Here is a 23,844-nt window from a genome sequence, read left to right as displayed (position 1 = left end):
CGCCTTCCTATACTCCCTTCTACCGGAGGAGTGGAGTCTTCAAAAATTGAAAGTTTTAGGCGCCTTTAAAAATTTAATTCTGGTGCTTTTAACAGTTTGACTCCCTATTCGCTTATGCAAACTTGTCACTTTCAGCCAGGTGTAGGAACAGAGATGAGCTATTTAAAAGACTTTCAGACCCAGATCGCGAATCACGACTATCCAGCCCTTCTTAGACTTTGGGAAGAGTATTGCGCCTCAGACGAGGTAGATCCCGATGAGTATAAGCAGATACTCGCCTCTATCAAAGCTTCGGACATGGCGGAGGCCTTCGGAAGGCACGTCGACCGCGGCATCCCACTCTGGAAGACACTCCCACAGTCGAAAGACTCCCACGAAGTGATTAAGCTCATCATCGACCTTCAGACGACAAACACCCCTCAATTTGCAGAGATCGCTCTCGACTATCTCAAACAGCAGTATGGAAGCGATAAAGATTTCGTAGAGAAGATGCGACTCATTGGCATGAGAAACAAAGAGAAGTTCCAAGGGGCGATCAGCAACTTTGAACTACTAACTCACATGCTCAAGGGAAACTTCGTATTCCACACAGGCGGCTGGGGAATCGGGGAGATCCTCGATGTCTCCCTTATCCGCGAACAGCTCAGCCTCGAGTTCGACTACGCTCCTGGCGTGAAAGAGATGTCTTTCGAGACAGCATTTAGAATGCTGATCCCCGTTCCTGAAAACCACTTCCTCGCACTCCGCTTCGGGAAGCCGGACACACTCGAGCAGATGGCTAAAGAGAAGCCTCTTGAAGTGATCCACATGCTGCTTAGAGACCTGGGCGATAAGACGGCTGCAGAGATCAAAGATGAGCTGGCAGACCTGGTCATCCCCGCTGCCGAATGGCAGAAGTGGTGGCAGAATGCGCGCTCCAAGATCAAAAAAGATACGATGATCGAATCTCCCGAGGACCTAGGCTCTCCCTTCCGCTTGAGAAGAGCTGAAGTTTCTCACGAAGAGCGCCTTCAGAAAGCTCTCGAGAACAAACCCGACGCATCGACCCTCATCCAGATGGTCTACTCCTTCATCAAAGACTTTCCAGAAACTCTTAAAAATGCCGAGTTCAAAGCGCAGCTCTTAAGCAAGATGAAAGAGATGCTCTCTTTCCCAGAGATCACTAGCGCACAAGAGCTTCAAATCCACTTCTTCTTGCAAGATCTTGGTGGCGAAAAGGAGTACGCTCCTGTTGCAGAACTCATCAAGCGCATCAAGAATTTTGAAGAGCTCTTCTCGCAGATCGATCTTCAGACATTTAAAAAACGCGCTCTGGCGGAGATCCGCAAGAACCGTGCCGACTGGAAAGAGATCTTCACAAGCCTATTCTTCCTCGTCGAATACAGCCCGCTTAGAGATTACATCCTGAGTGAACTCTTAGGCGCTGGTGCAAAACCAGAGGTGCTCAAGGCGCTCCAAGATCTGTACACTTATCCAGCCAGACACCCTGAAGCCTTCCTCTGGTACTTCCAGAAGGTGATCGTTCAGCCCGAACTTCCCTTCGGAGACCAAGAGGGAAAGAATCAGTTCTTCGAATCCTTCCTCGTACTGCTTAGCCAGCTCGAACATAAAGAGCAGGGAAGGGAGCTGATCAAGAAGATGCACGCGCTCCTCTCTGGCGGTCGTTTTGCAATTGTCAGACAGATCATGCAAGGAGCCTCTCAAGAGACTTGCAAAGAGTTTCTTCTCCTCGCAACCAAGTGCCACTCGTTAAGCGATCACGATATCAAGATCCTCCACTCGCTAGCCGAAGTTGTCCACCCGACCCTTGCAAAAGGGCGCCGCAAGAGCGAAGCTCCTTCAACCGAGGGACAGACACTCTGGACAACCCAGGATGGATACGAGAAGCTACAGAAGCGCATCCAACAGATCGCAACTGTTGAAACCGTCCAGAATGCGAAAGAGATCGAAATCGCAAGAGCTCACGGGGATCTCCGCGAGAACGCTGAATTTAAAGCTGCCCTTGAAAAGAGAGACCGCCTCCAGTCTGAGCTGAAACTCCTCTCCGATCAGATGAACCACACACGCGTTCTCACAGTCCAGGATATCTCTGTAGATGAGGTTGGTGTTGGAACGGTGATCGAGTGCACAACCAAGAAAGGGAAGGTTACCTACACCCTTCTCGGCCCTTGGGATGCGGATCCAGAACGCAACATCCTCTCCTTCCAGTCTAAACTCGCTCAGGCAATGGCAGGGCTGACTGTTGGCAAGAAGTTTGAATTCCAAGGCGAAGAGTATACGATTGCAAGCATTAAGAGCTTTTTAAAATAGCTCTACAGGTGTTATACCAAAATCAGCTCTTGGTATATACCAGTCCTAGCGCAGGGAGAAGAGATATGGAACTTGTCATCGCGAGCAGCAACGTGCATAAAATTCGCGAGTGCCGTTCCATTTTAAAGCAGCTCCGCTTTCTAGATCTCCTCTCCCTGCTCGACTTTCCTAACTATCAGCCCCCCGAAGAGACGGGCAAGACGTTCGAAGAGAACGCACGCCTAAAAGCCCTCCATGCGGCTCAGGCACTCGACAAGTGGGTGATCGCTGATGATTCGGGCCTCGTCGTCCCCGCCCTCAAAGGAGAGCCTGGAGTCCGCTCCGCTCGCTTCGCAGGAGAGGGGGCAACCGACAAAGACAACCGCAAAAAACTTCTCGAGATGATGCGCCCCCTCACAGAATCTGAGAGAACCGCCTACTTCGAATGCTGGATCGTGCTCGCCTCGCCTCAAGGAGTCGTGCGCGCTGTTAGCGGCCTCTGCGAAGGCTCTATCATCACAGAAGAGAAGGGAAATCACGGCTTCGGCTACGATCCCCTCTTCCTCAAGTATGAGTATAGTAAAACATTCGCCGAGATCGATGAAGAGACCAAAAACCGCATCTCCCACAGACGCAAGGCCCTCGACAAGATCCTCCCCACGCTAGAATCCATCTCCTTTGCCACCGCAACATAAGCATGGACTACCTTCTAGACGGCTACAATCTGCTGTTTAGAGAGGTGAAAAATCCCCGACCCCTTCAGCGCACCCGCGAGCGCATTCTCAAAGCTCTAGATGAGGAGATCGCTGAAGCCGGCCTCCATGTCACCGTCATCTTCGACGGTTCGGAGAAGCGCGCCGTTGGCATCAGCAGCTACAAGCTCGAAGCTGTCGAAGTCGTCTTCACATCAGAGGGCCTCAGCGCGGACGACTATATCCTCGAAATGCTCAGCTCCGCTAAAAACCCGAAGCAGAAGAGCGTCATTACCGGCGATAGAGACCTCATCCGCAAAGCGAAAAGGTATGGCGCCGAGACGCTGGACATCAGCGACTTCTTCGCCCTCATTCTCAAAAAGAAGAAGAAAAAGAGAGCTCCCTCCTCCGCCCTCTCCTTTAAAGACACGGACGCTAACATCGCCCGTCTCCTCGCCATCTTCGAAGAAAACCTAAAAAACTGATGTTTCTTTAAGGAGAGATCGCCAGGTCGATCTCGAGAAAAGCGGCGACAAGTCGCACGCACTCCAAAAAAGAGTCGTATTATTCTGCTCCACTACGCTAGATCAAAGAATTTCGAATAAATTTTTTAGTTTAGCCTTTGGAGTTGATTATTCTTTAAAGAATAAAAGCTGTATAATGGCTGGTTATTATTAAAAGGTTATCTATGGCACCAGGAATAACACAGGGCGTAGGGCGCTATTTCTCCATTCAAGTAGATCAGGGGACGAGAGAGGTCGTAATTGAGAGGCAGGCGGAGAAGACGCAGTCTGCGCTTGTTTTTGTAAGGACGCTCTCACAGTCCCTATACTACTCCATTTCAAGCCCTGAAAGAGACGTGCGGCAGATCGCGGCTTCCATTATCTCGGGCTATGAGGCAAAGATAGGCATCTTATTGCAGATATGGAACTGCCTACTGAGATGCTTGGGGTTCACCCCGGAGATCGATAAGCTGCAAAGCTTATTAACAGCTCAAATTCAACCAGCCGTGATTAACTATAGCTCCTATCCCCGCGATTTTTTCGTTCCTTTCTTGGAGAAGACGATTAACGCCTTTGATGTGCTGCCGGGCAATATAGATCTGCAATTTTTTCCCCAAGCTAGAACTAACGAAGAGCGTGCATCGCGGCTTCGAGCCTTCTCTTTTGACCGGCTACTCGAGCTTGGAAATGCCCTTCATCAAGCGCACAACTCAAAATTCGATCTTATCGTATCTCAAACTTTAGATAAGTATAGGCAAGACCCGCATGCATATTGGGACGTTCCCATATCCAAGGAAGTCAAGGAAGTGAGTGCAAAAGATGCAGCTGGCAAGCAACTCAAGCCCATCGCTAGATGCTTAAATCTTTTCTTTTTTCATGCTGCCGATAGGGCGATGAAAGAGGGCAGCCCATCCCAGGCTGCTCGCTGCTTGTCTCGGCTCTTCTTCTCTCCTGTCACAGAATACTACCCCGACTTTTCTTACGCTTTAGTATCTGGATCGCGCTTCGGGAATTTAGAAATGGCTATCTTCAGAGGATGCCTATCGAGAGGGGAGCTCATGAGCACATGGCAATTGGCACAGCAGCACCGTCGCCTCTGGGGAACAGCCTACTCGCCTTTGGGTGAGTTAAATGAAATAAAGAATCGAGTTAAAGACGGGCTACTCAATAAACCCGTTCTTACAGAAGAGGAGTTTCAACTCTCTCTCTCCATGATGCTTCCCTATGACCACGACTCGTTTTTATACAGATTCATCGAAGCTCGCATCGCGTGCGGCGCCGCAGACCATGCATCGAGAGCCATACTTTCAACTGCTCCTGGCATACTATCTAGCCCGAAGCTCATGTATTTGGCTCAAACACTGTTTCTAAAAGGAAACTACGCACACGCGGCGCGAGCTCTCGCCCATGTTGATGTCGTGGCACCCGAGCATCTTGATCAGTTCCTACTTCGAATAGAGGCTTATATAGGTGCCTGTCTCGTCCTAAAAGAAAGCGAGGCCGCCTCGAAGCTTTTTCTCTCTCTTACTGAAACGGTATGGTTCCGAAACGATCCCAACATATCATTTTACGTTAAGTATCTCCGTTTCCGCGAGGCAGGACTTGTGGGAAAAGCTCGAGAAGCTGCAAATAGAATTGCAGAAACTCTCTTCGCCTACTTTCTTCGATCCTCAGATCTGCCAGAAGCTGCCTCTTTCTTTGGCGCGCTCAAGGTAATGGCTGTCTCCATAATATCAGAAGATGGCCGCGCAGCAATGGGCAAGCTTCGCGACAAAATGGCAGAGGCCGCAGCTCCGTTATTTTTACAACTAATTGATAAGCATCATTATAAAATAGCGCTCAACTTCCTTTTTCCGCTCGATCAAACCCCACCCGAATTAAAACAACTGCTCTGCATGAAGAGCAGCGAAGCGGCCAAAAATCAAGAGCTTTCAGATGCGCTTCGAAAGGAAGCTGCAGAAGTTTGCGGTAAACTAGAAGGTTATAAAGTCGACCCATTGCCCGTTGAGATCGAAACAGGCTATGAGGAGAGAAAAGCAGAACCGGATGTTGCTCGTCTTGTAACTCTTTACTAAGCTTCCGCATCTTCGAAGAAACTTAAAAAACTCTTAACTCTTCTTTTTGTGTCATAAAGAAAATAACAGGATCCGCTTCGCTTGCAGGATCGCCCCTTCGGTGCGGCAGGATTTTCGGAATTTCTTCTATCCTGCCGTCGCGTTTAGCGACGATCCTGCTAGCGAAGCGGATCCTGTTTTTTACTCTTGAAGACTAGGGATCTCGCTATGCGCTCGATCAAAGAATTTCGAATAAATTTTTTAGGCTGCTGAGGCTAAGGTTGGATAGGCTCTCGAGGCGGGCCTCTGGGAAGGCTTTTTTTAGCTCGGCGATTAGAAACACGAGTTTGGTCTTTTCGCCTTGCATGACGATCTCGACGCTTCCATCTGGTAGGTTCTTCGCATATCCCGTGATATCCAGCTTGTCAGCGTGACGCTTTGCTGTTGCGCGGAAGCCGACGCCCTGGACTCTTCCTGCAAAGATGGCGCGGGATCCTGTGCTCATCTGAAGAATCTTAAGATAAACTGTTCTGCGATCTGGAGAACAAAAAAGCCGAGGAGGGGGCTTAGGTCGAGTGCGCCGCCAATCGGGGGGATGATGCGGCGGAAGGCGTTGAGGTAGGGGTCTGTTAACTTTTTAATAAAGAGCATGATCGGGTGCCCGGCAAAAGCGGGAAACCAGGAGCCCACCACTCTGACGAAGATCAGCGCTGTGTAGACGAAGAAGAGGATGTGAATAAGATAAGCTAACATTGCCCTTAATCCTACTATAATGACTGTTTTTAGAAATTAATAAAGATTTCTTAACAAGAATTTCTTGGATTTGAGGAGCATAAGATGTAAACTCTCTTACCATGGAAGTTACAAGTGTTTTCCCCGATGGAGATGAGGTTCTATACGCCACTCTCCATCTGCATAAAAAGAAGCTCGAGATTAAAGCAGTTGGAACTCTTGTTGAGACTCTAGCGCCCTCTACAAAGGTCGTTTCGGGGCTCGACTGCGACGAGATCATTCTGCGTAGACTCACATTGAAATTGAGAAGCCGCCATGCGATTCGAAGAGTTCTTCCCTTCCAGGCGGAGGCGGCGCTTCCCTACGCTCCTGAAGAGACAGTCGTCCTTCCCTTTTTTAGCAAAAGAGAGGGCGGAGAGACAGGCGTCTCTCTCCTAGCCACCACAAAAACACTATTAAACGATCACCTCGCACGGATGAGATCTCTGCGCTTAGATCCCGATCAGATCTCTTGCGCTCCATCTGCGATCTGCTCTTTCGCCTCACACTTTTTTCCCGACGAGAGAGAGCTCTTTTTTCTGCATATCGGTCAGGAGAAGAGCTTCTGCGGCCTCATCTTGGATGGCAAATTGGAGCAGATCTACGCCTTCTCGCTGGGATCTCAAAACTTCTCCGAACTCCTCATGCAAAAAGAGCTGGACCGCGCGCTCACCTTCTTAAAAAAGAGGGCGGCCTCTTCTCCGACTAAACTTCTGTTAACTGGTCGGGAGCTCTCAGGAACCTATCCGAATAAAATTCCCTATGAGATTTCGGAAGATTTTGAGACAAATCTCCTAAATTTTTCCGAAGACAGTATTGGAGAAACTACAGCCGAGGAAAAATTTAGGAGATTTGGCCAAAATGGCCGAAATATAGACGGGAATTTTATTCGGATAGGTTCAAGCTTTAACTTGAAGAGTCACATCGAGATGGATCTCGGCCTCTCCCTCCTTGAAGAGAGCGAGATGGGGGCGTTTGCCATCCCCATCGGACTCGCTCTGGATGGCCTTTCCCGAAAGGCCCCTACCCAATTTCGTCAGGGGGAGTTCACGCCGATTAAGCTTCAAAACAGGCGTACCCAGCTCTCACTATATGCTCTCGCCTCCTCTCTATTTTTGACTCTAGCCCTTATTTTCGGAGGAGAGATCATCTCCTCAAAAAAAGCGAGCGAGCTGAAAGAGAAGCTAGCGGCATTTACTCCTGCAAAAAATGCCTCTTTTGAAACTCTCGAAGAGGGAATCTCACTTTGTGAGGAGGCTCTTGCAAAAGAGAAGGCCCCCTTTCCCCTTGTTTCTACGGCTCCAAAAGTTGCCGACCTGCTCGCCTGGCTAAGCAGCCACCCGCTTTTAGAAAATGAGATCGATCTAAAAGAGGTGCGTTACGATCTTACGAAGTACCCCAAACTGGGCGGTGCGCGCGAGCCCTATCTAGCTAAAGTCGAACTGAAGTTCACCTCCACAACACCTGCTGCTGCAAGGCAGCTGCGCGAAGCTCTCATGAAGGGCGATGGCCTGGTGAATCCAAAACTAGAAGTGACCTGGAACGTGGAGCAGAATCTCTACCGCACCTCCTTCTTTCTTAAGGGGATAAAACGATGAAGCTCCCCTCATTTATCACGAAAGAGCAGCTCCCGTTTCTCGCGCTCATGCTCTCCCCACTGCCTGTGCTCTTCTTTTTGACCCTCTTCTTTTTCAAGATGCAGCAGTTGAATACCCTCACCGAAAGTGTAAGCGTTCTCGAGCAGCGAGCTCTTCAACTCAGCGACCAGAAGAAGAAGGAGGAGCAGCTTCTTGCCAAGCTCAAAAAGGGGGATGCTAACTTTTTAGAAAAGCATCTGGAGAGCCTCTCCTTCTCCTCCCCTTATCCGGCGCGCGGCGGCGGCGAAAATCGCTTTCAATTTCTCGAAGAGAATCCAAAAAATTCTGAACTCCTCGAAGAGGTCGAAGCGAAGGTAAAGCAGCCCGTACTTCTCAATGAAGATGAGCTAAAAAAAGTTTTAAGTTTAATAGAGGGCGTGGCAATCGGCTCTCATCTTCCCCAAGAGCGCTCCCCACAGCTAATTATCCGCAATTTTGAGCTGGTGAAAAAGCTTGACCCGGGACAAGAAGAGGCCTTTGAGGTTACAATGCAGATTCTTAAACGTGAACCGGTTAAAAACCCATGAGAAGTAGACTACTAGTCGTCGTCCTGCTAGTTTTTTTGAGCTCTTGTGCGCAGAAAACTCAAGAAGAGAAGTCGAATCCTCTTCTCAGCATTCAGCTCGTCGATCGCCACGGTTTTTCTGAAACAATCAGCGCAAAAGAGAGGCTCTCTCAATATCAGAACGTCGACTTCTTCTCTCCTCAATCATATCAGAAAGTTCTGCGGATCTATGGAAGAGACTCCCAGGGCCGAACTCACTCTCAACTCACCAACTACCATCCCAATGGACAGGTCTCCAACTTCTTAGAAGTTGTCGATGGACGGGCTCATGGAATCTACCGCGAGTGGTATGAGAATGGTCAATTGAAATTGGAAGCGACTGTTATCGAAGGCGTTGCAGATTTAAGCTTCATCGCACAGAGCAGCTGGCTTTTTGAGGGAAAGAGTCAGGTCTGGGACGACCAGGGAAAGTGCCTTGCTGAAATTCAATATAGCAAAGGAGCGCTCGATGGAATCTCCAAGTACTACTACTCATCGGGACAGCTACACAAAGAGATCCCCTACGTACAAGATGAGATCGAAGGGGTGATGAGTGTTTACGCAGCGGATGGAACCCTACGCGAACAGATTCACTATGAGAAGGGATTAAAGCAGGGAGAAGCGATCGGTCTCTGGGGTCCTGAAAAGATTCAATACCGCGAAACTTACGAAAAGGATCTTCTACAAAAAGGAGTCTACTTCGCAGAGGATGGAAAGCAGCTAAGTGAAGTTGTAAATGGGTCTGGCAAGCAGGCTATCTTCCTTCTCTCAGATCTGCGTTCTGTTGTAGAAATTAACAAAGGCGCTCCAAATGGGCTCATCCAGATCTTTCAAGATGGTGGAGTTCTAGAGCGTGAGTACTCGGTAAGAGATGGGAGAAAGACCGGAGAGGAGACAGAATTCTATCCTCAAAATGAGGAGGGGAAAATTGTTCCTCGGCTTCTCGTAACTTGGCACGAGGATACGCTCCACGGTCTTGTGAAGACCTGGTATGAAACTGGTGTCATGGAGAGCCAGCGCGAGCTCAGCGCGAATAAGAAGCAGGGGCTCAGCTTCGCCTGGTATAGAGATGGCTCGCTCATGCTCAATGAGGAGTATGATAATGACAAGTTGATCAAGGGCACCTATTTTAAGAAGGGAGAGAAGCTACCAACCTCTAAGATCGATGATGGAACCGGAACTGCCACACTTTACGACTCGTGGGGCAAGTTTTTGAAAAAGGTTAATTATGAGAAGGGAAAGCCTGTCTTCGATTAAAGCGGAGCAGAGAACGCTTCTGAGAGAGATACGCGCCTCAATAAGTGAAGCGAGGCGCAAAGAGGCGGAAGATGCGCTCTTTTTAAACCTGAAAGATCAACTTCAACACTTCAACTACATTCTCTCCTTTGTCAGTCTTCAAGAAGAGATCCAACTTTCAACTCTAAATTTCCACCTCGCAGCTGAAAAAAAACTTCTTCTGCCGAGAAGAAGCGGCGATAAACTTACCATCCATCGGATAAGCGACCTAACCTCACTCGAATATCGAAAGCCACTTTGGGAACCTTCGCAAAGCAGCAGTGAAATCTCTTTAGATAAAATCGAGTGCATCCTTATTCCTGGTTTAGGCTTTGACAAAAAAATGCAGCGCATTGGTTATGGAAAAGGCTACTACGACCACCTCCTTCACACACTAAATATCCACAACCTAAATCCACTACTCATCGGCGTAGGTTTCAAAGAACAGCTCGTTCCTGAACTTCCAATTGATGCGCACGACATGCCGCTCGACAAGCTTCTCCTCTTCTAAGAAGAGCGCTCGGAGAAGAAATGGACTTTAATGGACGAGCACGGACAGGAAATGGACAAAAAACGGACACGCGCTGAAGAAAGAAAGAGTGGACTTAGCTTCCTTCTCTCTTGCCCGCCTGTCCGTTTCTTGTCCGTGCTCGTCCTTTAATGTCCGTTGCTGTCCATTTTCTCCGGCGGGCCCTCTTCTCCGAGCGCTCTTCTTCTGTTCATAAGTTGGATCAAAACTTGTTCATGAAGCTGTTCACGGATGCAAAATGATCACATCTTCCGACTTATGATCCAGCTCTGAACAAACTATCGACAGGAAATTTTCATAGAGAAGCTGTGCACCCTTATCGACATTTCCACACCGCTAAAATAGGAGTATACCTTAGTATATATAATAGATTAATTAGAGAGGCTGTGAGAAGTGTCGACATCTCCCTACACCCCTTCAGAGTTCTTTGATCTCTCTCAATTTGCGCATGCTTCTCTCTTTGAAGAGTGCAACTATCCGTGGGAGGCTCTCATTCATCTTTCAACTTATGTGAAGATCAACACTTCTGGAAAAATCGAGATCGATATTCCTCAGGGTGTCTTTCTTGTTAACCCAGAATCCATCTCAATTGGCCCAGGAACAGTGATCGAACCGGGAGCCTACATCCAGGGGCCTTGCATCATTGGAGCGCGCTGCATCATCCGTCATGGCGCATATTTAAGGGGTGATGTTCTCTTGGGAGATGATTGCATTATCGGGCACGCCACAGAGATCAAACACTCGATTCTTTTAGATGGAGCTGCAGCTCCGCACTTCAACTACATCGGTGATTCTATCTTGGGTGGGAATGTGAATTTAGGCGCGGGTGTCGTCTGTGCGAACTTAAGGCTAGATCACGCTATTGTAAAAGTGGATTGCAATGGAAAAAAGATTGAAACGGGAATGAAGAAGCTGGGAGCGATCATTGGCGATGGAGCTCAAGTGGGTTGTAACTGTGTTCTCAATCCCGGAACACTTTTAGGAAAGTCTTCTCTCTGTTCTCCCTGTCTCAATATTTCTGGATTCGTAAAACCTCACTCTAAAGTAAAACCATTTTACAAAGCGTAACACATGACAGCGCAGATCTTCTCTATTAAAAATCAGACCGAAAAGAGCGCTGCCTCTTTTTTCTACTCGCACAAGGATAAGATCGAACAGGAGATCGCAAGAAGCATCAGCTCATTTGGAGAGAAGAGCAAGCTTAGAGATGCCGTTGAATACTCTCTTACGAGTGGAGGAAAGCGTTTCCGACCCGTTGTTGTTTTTCTGATAGCCGAGGCGCTTAAGCACGAGCTCAACGTCTCTGATGCCGCACTCTCTGTGGAGTTTTTTCATACCGCCTCGCTTATCGCCGACGATCTTCCTTGTATGGATGATGAAGATGAGAGACGGGGGAAGCCTACAGTTCACAAGGTTTTTGGGGAGACGATCGCTCTTCTTTCTAGCTATGCGCTTATCACAGCAGCCTTTGAAAGAATTCATAAAAATGCGGAAGCCATGAAAGAAGCGGGCGCTCCTTTTTCTAATTTTAGCGAACGCGCCTGCATGATCGCCCTCGAAAGCGCCTCTCGCTGTGCGGGAATTCTCGGAGCGACGGGAGGACAATTTTTAGACCTCTTTCCCCCCAACCACTCACTTGATACTGTAAAACAGGTGATCTACAAAAAGAGCGTTACACTCTTTGAAGTTGCGTTTGTTTTTGGATGGGTATTTGGCGGTGGAGATCTCTCTCAGATCGAGATGATCAAAAAGACCTCCTACCACCTCGGAATGGCCTTTCAAATAGCAGACGATATCACCGATATCGAAAGCGATGAGAAGAAGCAGCACGAGATGAATCTAGCTAGGCTCATCGGCAAGGAGCGCGCGCTCTATGTCTTTGAAGAGGAGCTAAATAAATTCCGACAAGCTCTTATCGATTTAAAGCTGAACACCCCCTCTTTTGAAAAGTTGTGCGGGATGCTCTCAAAGCTTGCCACTAACGCCTAAATTAGCTAGTTTGAGTTTTTTCAACTTCCCATATGAGGTGGATCGTGAAAAAATCTCTCCTGTTTCTCCTTCCTTTTCTTTTTCCACATCTAGTAGATGCAGCGGAAAAACCACGCGTTAAACAGGTAGAGTCTCCAAGAAGCCAGCGAAGGGTCGTCTCTAAACCCAAACAGGTAGCAGCAAGACCCCAAGCAGCGAGGAAAGTTCTGGTTGTCGATGCCTCTGATGCTCCCCCCGATCTATCCACTTCTTCTCCTCCAGATACCTCTGCAGACAAGAAAGAAAAGAAGTGCAAAGAGCCGTATGGCATCTATCTCACAGGAGATTTTCTCTACTGGACCGCTTCAGAAGAGGGCCTGACCTGCGCCTCCACAGGCTTCAACACAAATGAATCGGGAACCCGAGAAACTATAGTGAGCTCCGTAAAGAAAGGAGCGGCAAAAAATTTTCACACAAAGTGGTCGCCTGGTTTTCAGATTGGAGCTGGCGGACGTTTTCGTGAAGAGACTTGGGATGTCTATTTAAACTGGACGCGCTTCTACCAGCACAACACGAGATTTGTGCACAAGATGCCTCAAGAACTGCACACTCCCCTCAATCCAAATATGTCTCCCACACCGCTGAATACAGAGTGGATCTATTTCAACGTCGACTATGGCGAATCCCTTAACTTTGCGCGTGCAAAGTGGAGATTGCACTACAATACCCTCGATTTCGAGCTTGGAAGAACTTTCACGCCTAATCACAACCTGAGCCTGCGACCTCATGCGGGACTGAGAGGCGTTCTCATTCTGCAGAGATATAAAATTGACCAAGAAGAGAACCATCCCGGCATCACTCCTCCTAATCAGCACGATTTTGTGAACAACATTAATAATTTTCGCGGAGTAGCTATACGAGCGGGGCTTGACACGGTCTGGTATTTTGCCAAACATTTCGGGTTATATGGAGATTTTGCCGCTTCACTTGCATCTGGAAAATTTGAAATTTTGAATCGACAGAGAACGCAATCGCCTCGCTTCCCCGACCCCTACATCAATCAGGAAGACCACTTCTTTGCAATCAAGCCCTGCTTAGAAGCTGCGCTTGGTTTTCAATGGGATACAGGCCTCTGCTGCGAGCGCTACCACATCGGTCTCGACATCGGCTGGGAGATGCTCTGGTGGCCGCACCAGAACCAGATGAGACGCTACCTAAGCAATCCTGTACCGGTTAGCACCGTAGTAGGAGGAGAGCTGCTTATGTTAGACGATGGTCGTTCGATCACTGAGAAGGGCGACCTCAGCATTCAGGGTCTTGTCGTTGGCTTAACTTTTGGATTCTAGATTTTTTCTTTTTTGAGAAATTGACCTATCCGAATTGCTGCTGTTACAAACACGAGAAAAGCAAAAAGATAGGATAGAAAGAGATAGCTCTTCGGAAAGAGGATCATGATCGAAAAGAAGATAAAAGCTTCAGCCCTTTCTATTAATCCTGGACTATAGAAAAAGCCTTTTTGAGTTTTGTTCTCCGTAAAGATCCCCACGACTAAAAAAGAAGAGACGCAGATTAAGATGCTTCCCAGCATTACGATCGTCGGCAAAGCTCTCGAATGCGGATCGATAGAGTAGAGTCCTAGTAGGATCGCGAATTCGACTAGACGATCTGATACAATATCTAGAACAGCGCCTTTCGAAGAGGAGATCTTTAGATAACGAGCTAGAGAGCCGTCAAGCGTGTCTAAAAAACCGGAAAAAATCATGAAGATAAAGGCTTCAATGTAGAGGCCGAAGAATAATAAGGGAGTGACACTCAACCCGAATAAAGTAGAGAGACAGGTAAGAAGATTGGGAGGAAGCTTGTAGATAATTTTAAAACGTAAAAGAGGATCAACACAAACTGATTGATAGATTTTACGAAAATTAGCTTCGATCATCTGTTTTTTGTTTTTTTAAACCTCTTTATCAAGATGGGGACCAGAGACAAAACTCCTAAGAGAGAGAGAGCTATTTTGATTTCTGTATTAAATATAGCATTTAGAGAGAAATTCTGCTCGCTTTCCAAAATCTTCTCAAGCCCCCCTCCTGCAAGAGTGAAAACAAAGGATCCTGGAGTTATGCCGACAAGTGTTGTCCAAATAAAAGTACTTAATGCCACGCCAAAGAGCGCGGGAGCGATATTAACAAGCCAGAAGGGAAAGATAGGGACAAAACGCAAGAATAGAAGATAGCTCGTAGCATTTTTCTGAAAGTTTTTTTCCATTTTTTTCAAAAAGGGACCAGCCTTTTTTCGCAAAGAATCGCCTATGGCCGTACGGGCAGCCAAGAAAATCGCAGCGGCTCCGCAGGTCGCCGAAAACACCACGTAAATAGTGCTCCATGGCTGTGGAAAGAGGTAGCCGCCAAGTAGAGTTAAAAAAATTGCACCAGGAATGGAGAGAGCGACAAAGATGATGTAGGTCAAGATGTAAATAATGGGAACAGAGATGGGATGATCGGCGAGAAATATTTTTAATGCGTGATGATGCACTTTTAAGCTTTCAAAAGAGAGGAGTTTAGCAGCTCCGAAAAAATAGGCGATGAGCATTCCGGATAGGATGATGAGAATTGGCAGCCATCTTTTTAGAAATTTATTCATTTTTTTCTCTTAAATAATGAGAGAACAGTTTGAGTGAGCCACATGTCAGCGGCCTTTCTAATGGCTTGGCTGTAAGTTGGATAAGGAGGAATTAGCGAAGCCAGCTTGCGAAGCGGCATCTTAGCATGCATGGCAGTTGTAAGCTGTCCCAGCATCTCTCCAGCCCTGGGCGCCACAATGCTGCAGCCGAGAATCCGACTACTCCATTTTTTTGTGATGATTTTGATGAATCCCTCAGTTCTTCCCGCGGTGATCGCTCGATCTACTAGATCGAAGGGAACATAGTAAGTTGCGATTTTGTAAGAATCGGAAGCCTCTGCTTCAGATAAGCCGACGCTTGCGACTTCTGGATCAGTATAAGTCACTCTAGGTATTGGCTGCTTTAGGTCTAGTTTCTTTTTAAAAGAGAAAGGAAGCAGAAGAGAGGTCAAGACAGACCGTGCTTGATTTTCTGCGGCATGCGTAAAAAATGGGGCTCCTTTTGCATCGCCTATCGCCCAAATATGTTTCTGATTTGTCCGTCCATACTTATCAACAGGGACTCCCTTCTCCGAGTGGATGACTCCTGCGGCAGAGAGATTGAGAGAGGAGAGATTGGGCCTTCTTCCCACGCAAATGAGTAGAGCCTCAGATTCTAATTTTCTATTCTTGTCTAAGCTGATTTGAAACTGCTTATTTTGATAGGTGATCTCTTCGATTTTACTTCCGAGAAAAAGAGAGATCTTTTCTTCTTCAAACTGTTTTTTTATCACTATCTGTACGCAGAGCTCCTCTTTATTTAAGAGCTGGTCGTGCGAGTGGATTAAAGAAACACTACTCCCAAGTCTCTGAAATGCCTGGGCAAGTTCGCATCCAATCGGACCGCCTCCCATGACGGTGAGACTTCTTGGAACCTCTTCAAGATCGAAGATAGTCTCATTTGTCAAGTAGGGAGTGCCCTCTAATCCCCTGATCGAAGGAATAAAAGGAGTAGATCCTGTTGCAATAACGATCTGTTTGCCTCGGATCTCTTGGCCGTTTACTTCTAAAACATGAGAAGCTTTGAAGCGAGCTGTTCCAGTGATGGTTTCGATGCCAAATTTTGTTAATGCCTCGACATCTTCGTGAGATCTGGTTTTACCTACGATTTCCCGTACACGTTCAAGAGCTTTAGATGCTTCAAAATCAGAAGAGGTAAATTTAATGCCGAATTTTTGCCCGCTTCTCACTGCATTAGCTACATAAGCCGACGCGATCAGGGATTTGCTTGGAATGCAGCCGAAGTTTGTGCAGTCGCCCCCATAAGGCCCCTTTTCAATGAGAAGGACCCTCTTGCCGGCTTTTGCAGCCCCAATCGCAATAACAAGCCCTCCAGCGCCCGCCCCGATAACAACAAGTGGGTAGGATTTCATGTGCCTACTTCTGAATGAATTTTAAGGCTGCAGAATTCATGCAGTAGCGCTTTCCCGTAGGTGGGGGCCCATCATCAAAAACATGGCCTATGTGCCCTTCGCACCTGCTGCAATGAACCTCAGTGCGCGTTCTGAAGAACGATCGATCTTCACTATAGGAGACATTTTCTGGGCAGATCGGCTTAGAAAAGCTTGGCCAGCCAGTCCCGGATTCATACTTATCTTTAGAGCTATATAGAGGGAGTTCGCAACCCGCGCAAAGATAAATACCCTCTTTTTTATTATCGAAATAGGCGTTTTTAAAAGGCCGCTCAGTGTCTTTTTCCCGCAGCACCTTAAATTGTTCTGGACTCAGGCGGGCTCTCCACTCTTGCTCTGTGAGAACGAGTTTTTCTCCGTCAAAGCGATACTCAGGTAGGCACTCTTCCTGAGAAGTAGTTTGGATTTGACATACGCCTTGTGTCGACGTATTAATAAAAAAAGCAAACAACAAGATAAGAAGTTTTATTTTGCGCATATATTTGTTTTAGTCTCATTTTTTAAACATCTTGTCAAGGTAAGAAGATGAAATTGAACGTTATAAAAACTGTAATTTTTATATTTTGCAGTGTGTTCGGTTTAGCAAGTGCAGCGGAGCAAGACGCCCCTAAGAAGCTAGATTCAGCGACATTTGCAGGGGGCTGTTTCTGGTGCATGCAGCACGATTTTGACGATGTTGAAGGCGTGGTATCCACAACGGCGGGATACACTGGGGGCGTTAAAGCCGATCCGACCTACGAAGAAGTGTCAAAAGGCGGTACGGGGCATGTAGAGTCGGTTCGAGTTGAATATGATCCTAAAAAAATCAGCTATGAGCAGCTTCTCGACGTCTATTGGCATAATATCGATCCCACAAGAGACGATGGACAGTTTTGTGATTCGGGATCCCAGTACCGGCCTGTGATCTTCTACCATAATAAAGAACAGAAGAGGTTGGCTGATCAGTACAAAGAAGCGCTAATCCGGTCTAAAAAAATAGAGCCGATTCTCGTTGAAATTCTTCCTGCTAAGACTTTTTATCCAGCCGAAGAGTACCACCAAGAGTATTACAAGAAGAATCCCGGGCGGTATAAATTTTACCGTTACAATTGTGGACGCGATCAGAGACTCAAAGAGGTCTGGGGTAAGAAGTAGAGAGCTTTTTGGATGGTAGAAGAGAGGTGGCGATACCGGTTGCAAATGTAAGAGGAATTCCTAAAACTGCCCAGTACCAGGTATAGCCTCCTGCTTCTCCATAAATCAGATAGAATCCCACTCCTGTCGCGCACCCCATTGCTATGCTAAGATAGGCTCCTAAACGAGATGCTCTTTTCCAGTAGAATCCTGCGAGCAGCCCAAAGGAGAGAGCGGCAATGGGGATATTTGCCAAGATCAGCTTATCAAACACGCGATCAACAAGAGTATTTGCCAATAGAAGGGAGATCGCTGCAAAACATAGGGTCGCAACTGCGCTTCGTTTGTAGTCGCGCTGCTTTTCTGAAGAGTGCTGTTTTAAGAAATCCCCAATCCACATAGCCGACATTGCACTCCACACCCCCGTAAGAGTTGTAGCAGAAGTTGCAAAGAGAAGCGCATAGGCTGCTCCCCTTATTCCCAGAGGTAGGCACTTATTGATTAGATAAGGAAGAGCCTGCTCGGATGAGTGAAAAGAGAAGCCCCGGTAGCGCAAAAATGCTGTGGATAGAATGGCAGAGCTATACAGAAGAAAAACAAGAACAGCCGAAGAGACTACTGCCCAAAAGGCTACTCTGCCAGATTTTGCAGCGAAGATCTTCTGCCCGTACCAGGGGGCAAGAATATACGTGAACATCGTCAAGATCGTCAGAGAAAAGACAAAACGTAGGGGTAGTATAGCTTGAGATTCAGCTAGAGAGGGTAAAGAGTAAGAAGGATCTGGAAGAGAGGGGCTCTTCCACATAAATAGCGCTACAAGAGGAAAAAATAAGACCATGAGAAGGAGGCTTAAAAGATCGGTGCGTATGATTGCGAGAAGACCTCCCCTTAGGCTCATGAGAAAAATGATTAAAAGAAGAAGCGTGCTGAGCAGCCACTGGTTCAGTTGAGGAAAGAGCGGTAGAAACAAAAGAGACAATGATTTGATGTAGGCAGCGCTAAATCCCGACATCGCAAGTAGCAGTAGCAGGCTTGCAAATCTGCCTAGGCCCTCCCCGTAGCGCTGGCTAAAAAAACCAGCTACTGAGACGCCATCAAAGGCCTTCCACTTTTTTGCGACCGTAAGGGCATAAAAAAGAAGGCCGATAAGAAAAATACATGGGATGATTAGGGCCCAGAATCCCGCTGCATATCCCAATGAGGAGAAAGAGATTAGGGTGGCGCTGTTAAATTCAGTCATGACAAGTGTTGCCGTGAGAGCTGCCCACTCTATCTTTCTCTCTCCAAATAGGTAGGAGGATTCAGAGCGAATCGCTCTAGACTTATAGATGCCAACAGAGGCGAGAAGGAGGATAATCGAACCAAATGCAATAAAGTCGAAGATCGTCATATCTCACCTCTAAAACGGTAACCGCTTGAGCTCTTAGACTTCAGCGAGTTCAGCAGCAGATTCTGGGGCTTCTTTCTGAGGAAGACCTCCCTTTTCTGAAGATGATGCCATGATCAGAGTCTCAATCTCATCGCAGAGCTTTGGATTTTTTCTCATCTCTTCACGCGCGGCTTCCCTTCCCTGGCCAAGGCGCTGACCTTTGAAGCTAAACCAGGTTCCCTTTTTCTCGATGATGTTGAATCCAACGCCGAGATCGATAAGCGAACCGATACGAGAGATTCCCTCGTTGAACATGATGTCAAACTCTGCTGTCTGGAAGGGAGGGGCCATCTTGTTTTTGACGACCTTTACTTTCACGCGATTTCCCACGTCAGCATTGTCGGCTCCCTTAATCCCGCCGATACGGCGGATATCCATACGGATAGAGGAGTAAAATTTAAGAGCGCGTCCCCCAGTTGTTGTCTCTGGGTTGCCAAACATCACACCGATCTTCTCACGGATCTGGTTGATGAATATCGCGGATGTATTGCTCTTAGAGAGGGTAGCAGCGAGTTTGCGGAGCGCTTGCGACATCATGCGCGCTTGCAGGCCCATGAAAGAGTCTCCGATCTCTCCTTCGAGTTCGCTTTTTGGCACGAGAGCAGCAACGGAGTCGATCACGATGACGTCAATCGCATTGGATCTTGCGAGCATCTCTGTAATGTTAAGCGCTTCTTCTCCTGAAGAGGGCTGAGAGAGTAGAAGCTCGTCTAGGTTAACGCCAATTTTTCCTGCATAAGAGGGGTCTAGCGCGTGCTCAGCATCGATGTAAGCTGCTATTCCGCCATTTTTCTGCGCATTTGCCACGATGTGGGTTGCGAGAGTGGACTTTCCAGAAGACTCTGGACCGTAGATCTCGATGATTCTTCCTCTTGGAATGCCGCCAATGCCAAGGGCGATATCCAGTGAGATCGCTCCTGTTTTGATGACGCTCACTTCATGACTCAGCGAGTGTTTGCCGAGCGTCATGATCGAGCCTTCGCCAAACTGCTTCTCGATGTGTGAGATAGCGAGTTCTAAAGCTTTCTTCTTAGCGTTGTCGTTTGACATGAGACCTTCTCCTTCTTTTATTGGATAGGCTCATTATGCTATAAGGAGCAAAAAAGAGGTAGAAGGATGATTTTAGCAGGAGATGTCGGCGGAACAAAGACGCACGTGTCGCTCTTTCCAAGTGAAGGAGAGCTTAAAATGCTGCGCCATGAGAAGTATCATAGCAAAGATTTCCAGAGCCTATCTCAAATTATCGACCTCTTCCTCAAAGATTATAAGGGCAAGATCCGGAAGGCGTGCGTCGGAATTGCAGGGCCTGTTGAGAATGGAGTCTGCCGCGCGACAAACCTCCCTTGGATTGTGAAGAGCAGCGAGATCGCAGAGCATTTAAAAATAGATAAGGTCTGGTTAATCAATGATTTAGAAGCAAACGCCTACGGAATTCCCCGCCTTCAGCCGTCCGAGCTTCGCGTGCTAAACGAGGGAAAGCGGCAGAGTGGAAATGCTGCTCTCATCTCTGCAGGAACGGGTCTGGGAGAGGCTGGGCTCTTCTGGGATGGAAAGAGGCATACTCCCTTTGCTACGGAGGGGGGCCATGCCGACTTCGCACCGCGCGACGACTTAGAAGTTGACCTCTGGCGCTATCTGCATGGACAATTTGGACACGTCTCTTATGAGAGGGTCATCTCTGGGCCCGGCATCTATAATATATACCGCTTCCTCATCGATACCGGTCTTGAAAAAGAGGATCCGGAGGTGAGAGAGCGTATGCAGAAAGAGGATCCACCGATGGTCGTGACCGAGTTTGCGGTTAAGAGAGGGTGCGGCGCCTGCTTCCGCGCTCTAACCTGGTTCTGTTCGATGTATGGAGGCGCTGCGGGAAATCTCGCTCTTAAGTTTCTCGCTGTAAATGGCATCTATCTAGGAGGCGGGATCGTGCCGAAGATCTTGGAGTTCATGAAAGAGGGTAAATTCGTCGAATCTTTCTGCGCTAAAGGTCGTTTTGCTCCTCTCCTCTCACAGATTCCCATTACAATTGTGTTAAATGAGAACACAGCGCTCCTCGGCGCCGCCAGCTACGCTAGAGGAAGCGGTTGATGACGAAGCGAAGATCTTTTGGGTCTAGGGTGTTATCCCAGAAGTTGACAGGGCGGCGCTTGTGTCCGGTGAAGACCTCTTCAAGACGAGCGAGCAGGTCGCACTTCACGACGCCAAAGCCTCCCCGGCTCTCAATTGTTTCAGCAGAATTTAATACGATCACCACGTGCCCCTTCCATACGATGAGGTCAAGAGGCTTAAGCATCGCTTGAATCTCTTTAGGGGATTTTCCATCTATAGACAGGCTCTTTCCAAAAGTGACAAGCTCAGAGGTGTTTCTCGGCGAGCAGCCATCTGTTGCCCAGTAGAGGAGTCCGGAGCAGTCGACGCCCTGAAAGATCCAGGTTTTTAAAGATTTTTCATTTAGCAGGGCCCTTGGAGGGTAGAAGTCGAGCATCTGTGGAATGCAGGGCCAGCTTCCTCCCCAGACATACATGGATCCAATCAGGCTGCGCATTCTATGCAGGATAAGCTCTGGGTTAGGCCAGATCCTCTTCCTTTCTGGAGTTTTGAAATCTGCGGGAGTAAGAAATCTCTCATCCACAAAAAGATCGCCGCCCTCATAGTCAGCGGTCTTAACGCGTAAAATATGGCCGGCACACTGCTCGATGAGTTCAAATTTTGTCTGAGGTAGAGCTACGGTTTCGACGGCGCGCAGGAGCCCCTGTTCGTCTAGAGGAAGCGCCTGGCAAAAAACGTCGCGAAAGCGAGGAGTATTGAGAATTGGCGTGGGAAATCTGGCGATAGCAAATTTTCGAGACGGATTCATAGTCTATGAAAAAATCGGATTCAGGGTTACACTGCAGCAAAAATCATGAGGTCGATCGATGCTGAAGCCAAGGGATCTAGTCTTATTCGTTATTGTGGCCCTCTCTTTTTCTTCTTGTCAACCCTCTCCAAAGCAGCAGAACAGGCAAGCCCTTAGGATTAATCTCGCTGAAGATCCTCAAACTCTGGATCCAAGAGCCGCCCGCAACCTGAACGATTGGGCCGTGATGCGCATGTTCTTCGAAGGCTTAACGCGCATAGATAAAGAGGAGAAGCCAGCGCTTGCACTCGCTTCTAAAATAGAGGTCTCCGAAGATCTAAAAACCTACACCTTCCACCTACGCCCCTCTCGCTGGTCTAACGGCGATCCTGTTACCGCGGAGGATTTTGCCTACACATGGAAGAAGATTTTAGATCCGCAATTTCCTGCAGACTACGCCTTCCAGCTCTATGTACTTAAAAATGGAAAAGCTGCCAAGCAGGGCGCGGTCTCTCTTGACGAGATCGGCATAGAAGTTGTGGATCCTCTAAAGTTAAAAATAGAGCTCGAACAGCCCACTCCCTATCTACTGCAGCTTCTCGCTTCCCCCTGCTTCTATCCCGTGAATAAGAGGGTCGATCAGACGGATCCCACATGGATGCAGAAAGCTGAAACGTACGTTTCCAATGGGCCTTTTCTTCTTACAGAACTCAAGCACCGCGATCTGATAAAAGTCAGAAAAAATGAGAAGTATTGGGACAAAGATGCCGTCTCATTAAACGAGATTGAAATCGTGATGGTGCGCGAAGAGACAGAGCTCAAGATGTTCGAAAAAGAGGAGCTGGATTGGGCGGGCTCTCCGCTTTCCACGCTTCCTGTCGACGCGCTCAAAGAGCTTAAAAATGAGAAGATCCTTCAAACCAAACCGATTCTAGGAACGCACTTTCTCAGAGCAAACGTCGATCGCCCCCCCTTTAACCACCCTTGGATTCGCTGGGCATTTGCTCTCGCTGTCGACCGTCAATCGATCATCGAACACGTGATGCAAGGAAACCAAATTCCCGCAACAGGGCTTGTTCCCGTTGCCCTCAATCTTCAGAAAGAGCCCTACTTTCAAGATGCCGATGGAAAGATGGCCCTCTCTCTCTTCGACGCGAGCTTGAAAGAGCTAGGGATAGAGCGAAAGAAGTTTCCCGAAATCACCCTGACTTACGTGCAGAGCGAGCGCAACCATCTTCTAGCGCAAGCCTTGCAGCAACAGTGGTTTGAGGCTCTTGGAGTACGCGTAAAGCTCGAAGCTGTAGAAAGAAAGATCTACTTCGATCGCATCTCAAAACAGGACTACCAGCTCTGTTCAGGATCGTGGATCGCCGATTTCAACGACCCTATCAACTTCTTGGAGATCTTCAAGTATAAGAAAGCAAGTACCAACAATACCCAGTGGGAGAGCCCCCAGTTTGCGCAGCTGCTCGACACCTCTTCGAAGCTTCTCGATCCAGAGCAGCGCCACGAGGTTCTAAGCCAGAGTGAGAGAATCCTTGTCGATGAGATGCCGATGATCCCTATCTTCCACTCGACGCTTCTCTATCTTAAAAACAAGAATTTACAAGGGGTCGTCCTCACTTCAATGGGGCATATCGACTTTAAATGGGCCTACTTTGAGGAACAAAAATGATCAAGGCGTTATTTTTTTCGCTTCTGCTACTGAGCGGCAGCTCGGCCTTTGCATCTTCGGTTCGTCTTGTCAATGACAGCCCTACTAAACTTCGCGCCGTTGTGCGGGGAAGCAGTGGAAACAACCTGGGAGAGATGATGATCGAACCCAACCAGTCGACCACCTGGACCGATCAATACGATACCACCGGGAATCTGCAAAAGGGGAACATCTACCAGAACCAGCCCTCTAAGTCGCAAACACCTTACACCGTCCTCTGGTACTGCATGGATGGCAATGACTTCTCCTTTTGCGAATACGTCAACACTGGCAATACCGTGACTGCTAAAGGCTGTGCCGGTACCCGCCAGTGCAAGCTCGTGAAGAAGAAAGAGCAGCAAGAGCCAGAAGAGCACGAAGCCTTCTTCGAGCGCGACGCGAAGCGCGAGCAGGACGCTGTCGGCCCTCCCAAATACTAAATCG

General features: G+C 47.9%; 24 protein-coding genes. 15 read left to right on the top strand and 9 right to left on the bottom strand.

Annotated features, from left to right (window positions below; genetic code table 11):
* Positions 1-153 precede the first annotated feature (153 nt).
* The 4 genes from HYX48_00535 (at position 154) to HYX48_00520 (ending at position 5,559) form a co-directional block, all read left to right on the top strand.
* Positions 154-2,310, top strand: a complete 2,157-nt coding sequence (locus HYX48_00535; GenBank protein MBI2742389.1) for a GreA/GreB family elongation factor — start codon at positions 154-156, stop codon at positions 2,308-2,310.
* A 65-nt stretch (positions 2,311-2,375) separates the two neighbouring features.
* Positions 2,376-2,984, top strand: coding sequence for an RdgB/HAM1 family non-canonical purine NTP pyrophosphatase (gene rdgB, locus HYX48_00530; protein ID MBI2742388.1), 609 nt, complete (start codon positions 2,376-2,378; stop codon positions 2,982-2,984).
* A 2-nt stretch (positions 2,985-2,986) separates the two neighbouring features.
* The gene (locus HYX48_00525; protein MBI2742387.1) at positions 2,987-3,466 is read left to right on the top strand and encodes an NYN domain-containing protein; all 480 of its coding nucleotides are present in this window, start codon (positions 2,987-2,989) and stop codon (positions 3,464-3,466) included.
* A 203-nt stretch (positions 3,467-3,669) separates the two neighbouring features.
* The gene (locus HYX48_00520; protein ID MBI2742386.1) at positions 3,670-5,559 is read left to right on the top strand and encodes a hypothetical protein; all 1,890 of its coding nucleotides are present in this window, start codon (positions 3,670-3,672) and stop codon (positions 5,557-5,559) included.
* A gap of 217 nt (positions 5,560-5,776) precedes the next feature.
* On the opposite strand, the gene HYX48_00515 is transcribed toward HYX48_00520, so the two are convergent.
* Both HYX48_00515 and HYX48_00510 read right to left on the bottom strand, forming a co-directional pair.
* Positions 5,777-6,043: an acylphosphatase gene (locus HYX48_00515; protein ID MBI2742385.1), complete on the bottom strand. Its 267-nt coding sequence runs from the start codon at positions 6,041-6,043 to the stop codon at positions 5,777-5,779.
* On the bottom strand, positions 6,040-6,291 hold the full coding sequence (locus tag HYX48_00510) for a YggT family protein (protein ID MBI2742384.1): 252 nt from the start codon (positions 6,289-6,291) through the stop codon (positions 6,040-6,042). Before HYX48_00510 ends, HYX48_00515 begins: the two co-directional genes overlap by 4 nt.
* A gap of 101 nt (positions 6,292-6,392) precedes the next feature.
* On the opposite strand from HYX48_00510, the gene HYX48_00505 reads away from it, so the two are divergent.
* The 7 genes from HYX48_00505 (at position 6,393) to HYX48_00475 (ending at position 13,608) form a co-directional block, all read left to right on the top strand.
* Positions 6,393-7,907: a hypothetical protein gene (locus HYX48_00505; protein ID MBI2742383.1), complete on the top strand. Its 1,515-nt coding sequence runs from the start codon at positions 6,393-6,395 to the stop codon at positions 7,905-7,907.
* Positions 7,904-8,473, top strand: coding sequence for a hypothetical protein (locus HYX48_00500; GenBank protein ID MBI2742382.1), 570 nt, complete (start codon positions 7,904-7,906; stop codon positions 8,471-8,473). The genes HYX48_00505 and HYX48_00500 overlap by 4 nt, the downstream gene beginning before the upstream one ends.
* Positions 8,470-9,747, top strand: a complete 1,278-nt coding sequence (locus tag HYX48_00495) for a hypothetical protein (GenBank protein ID MBI2742381.1) — start codon at positions 8,470-8,472, stop codon at positions 9,745-9,747. The genes HYX48_00500 and HYX48_00495 overlap by 4 nt, the downstream gene beginning before the upstream one ends.
* A complete protein-coding gene (locus tag HYX48_00490) occupies positions 9,719-10,276 on the top strand; it encodes a 5-formyltetrahydrofolate cyclo-ligase (GenBank protein MBI2742380.1) in 558 nt (185 codons plus the stop codon). Before HYX48_00495 ends, HYX48_00490 begins: the two co-directional genes overlap by 29 nt.
* A gap of 411 nt (positions 10,277-10,687) precedes the next feature.
* On the top strand, positions 10,688-11,362 hold the full coding sequence (locus HYX48_00485) for a UDP-N-acetylglucosamine diphosphorylase (protein MBI2742379.1): 675 nt from the start codon (positions 10,688-10,690) through the stop codon (positions 11,360-11,362).
* A 3-nt stretch (positions 11,363-11,365) separates the two neighbouring features.
* On the top strand, positions 11,366-12,283 hold the full coding sequence (locus tag HYX48_00480; protein ID MBI2742378.1) for a polyprenyl synthetase family protein: 918 nt from the start codon (positions 11,366-11,368) through the stop codon (positions 12,281-12,283).
* A 44-nt stretch (positions 12,284-12,327) separates the two neighbouring features.
* Complete coding sequence (locus tag HYX48_00475; protein ID MBI2742377.1) at positions 12,328-13,608, top strand: hypothetical protein; 1,281 nt, start codon at positions 12,328-12,330, stop codon at positions 13,606-13,608.
* On the opposite strand, the gene HYX48_00470 is transcribed toward HYX48_00475, so the two are convergent.
* The 4 genes from HYX48_00470 to msrB are packed head-to-tail and all read right to left on the bottom strand — an operon-like array spanning position 13,605 to position 16,807.
* Positions 13,605-14,198 (bottom strand): CDP-alcohol phosphatidyltransferase family protein, encoded by a 594-nt coding sequence (locus tag HYX48_00470; protein ID MBI2742376.1) that lies wholly within the window; start codon positions 14,196-14,198, stop codon positions 13,605-13,607. The genes HYX48_00475 and HYX48_00470 overlap by 4 nt on opposite strands.
* Positions 14,195-14,899 (bottom strand): TVP38/TMEM64 family protein, encoded by a 705-nt coding sequence (locus HYX48_00465; GenBank protein ID MBI2742375.1) that lies wholly within the window; start codon positions 14,897-14,899, stop codon positions 14,195-14,197. Before HYX48_00465 ends, HYX48_00470 begins: the two co-directional genes overlap by 4 nt.
* The gene (locus HYX48_00460; protein ID MBI2742374.1) at positions 14,896-16,290 is read right to left on the bottom strand and encodes an FAD-dependent oxidoreductase; all 1,395 of its coding nucleotides are present in this window, start codon (positions 16,288-16,290) and stop codon (positions 14,896-14,898) included. The genes HYX48_00465 and HYX48_00460 overlap by 4 nt, the downstream gene beginning before the upstream one ends.
* A 4-nt stretch (positions 16,291-16,294) precedes the next feature.
* Entirely contained in the window at positions 16,295-16,807 is a 513-nt protein-coding gene (gene msrB, locus HYX48_00455) for a peptide-methionine (R)-S-oxide reductase MsrB (protein MBI2742373.1), read from the bottom strand.
* A 47-nt stretch (positions 16,808-16,854) separates the two neighbouring features.
* On the opposite strand from msrB, the gene msrA reads away from it, so the two are divergent.
* The gene (gene msrA, locus HYX48_00450) at positions 16,855-17,463 is read left to right on the top strand and encodes a peptide-methionine (S)-S-oxide reductase MsrA (protein MBI2742372.1); all 609 of its coding nucleotides are present in this window, start codon (positions 16,855-16,857) and stop codon (positions 17,461-17,463) included.
* On the opposite strand, the gene HYX48_00445 is transcribed toward msrA, so the two are convergent.
* Entirely contained in the window at positions 17,438-18,832 is a 1,395-nt protein-coding gene (locus tag HYX48_00445) for a sodium:solute symporter (GenBank protein MBI2742371.1), read from the bottom strand. The genes msrA and HYX48_00445 overlap by 26 nt on opposite strands.
* A 33-nt stretch (positions 18,833-18,865) precedes the next feature.
* Positions 18,866-19,921 (bottom strand): recombinase RecA, encoded by a 1,056-nt coding sequence (gene recA / locus HYX48_00440; GenBank protein ID MBI2742370.1) that lies wholly within the window; start codon positions 19,919-19,921, stop codon positions 18,866-18,868.
* Positions 19,922-19,987: 66 nt separating this feature from the next.
* Here recA and glk point away from each other — a divergent pair, with 66 nt between their 5' ends.
* Complete coding sequence (glk, locus tag HYX48_00435; GenBank protein MBI2742369.1) at positions 19,988-20,959, top strand: glucokinase; 972 nt, start codon at positions 19,988-19,990, stop codon at positions 20,957-20,959.
* On the opposite strand, the gene HYX48_00430 is transcribed toward glk, so the two are convergent.
* A complete protein-coding gene (locus HYX48_00430) occupies positions 20,943-21,728 on the bottom strand; it encodes a peptidoglycan endopeptidase (GenBank protein ID MBI2742368.1) in 786 nt (261 codons plus the stop codon). The two genes, glk and HYX48_00430, sit on opposite strands and share 17 nt — an antisense overlap.
* Positions 21,729-21,786: 58 nt before the next feature.
* Here HYX48_00430 and HYX48_00425 point away from each other — a divergent pair, with 58 nt between their 5' ends.
* On the top strand, positions 21,787-23,382 hold the full coding sequence (locus tag HYX48_00425) for a peptide ABC transporter substrate-binding protein (protein MBI2742367.1): 1,596 nt from the start codon (positions 21,787-21,789) through the stop codon (positions 23,380-23,382).
* Complete coding sequence (locus HYX48_00420; protein MBI2742366.1) at positions 23,379-23,840, top strand: hypothetical protein; 462 nt, start codon at positions 23,379-23,381, stop codon at positions 23,838-23,840. Before HYX48_00425 ends, HYX48_00420 begins: the two co-directional genes overlap by 4 nt.
* The last annotated feature ends 4 nt before the right edge of the window (positions 23,841-23,844 follow it).

The organism is Chlamydiales bacterium (assembly GCA_016185065.1).
In the GTDB taxonomy this organism is placed as follows: Bacteria; Chlamydiota; Chlamydiia; order Chlamydiales; family Rhabdochlamydiaceae.
The sequence above is the reverse complement of the archived record's forward strand: the minus strand, read 5'-3'. Positions and strand labels throughout refer to the sequence as shown.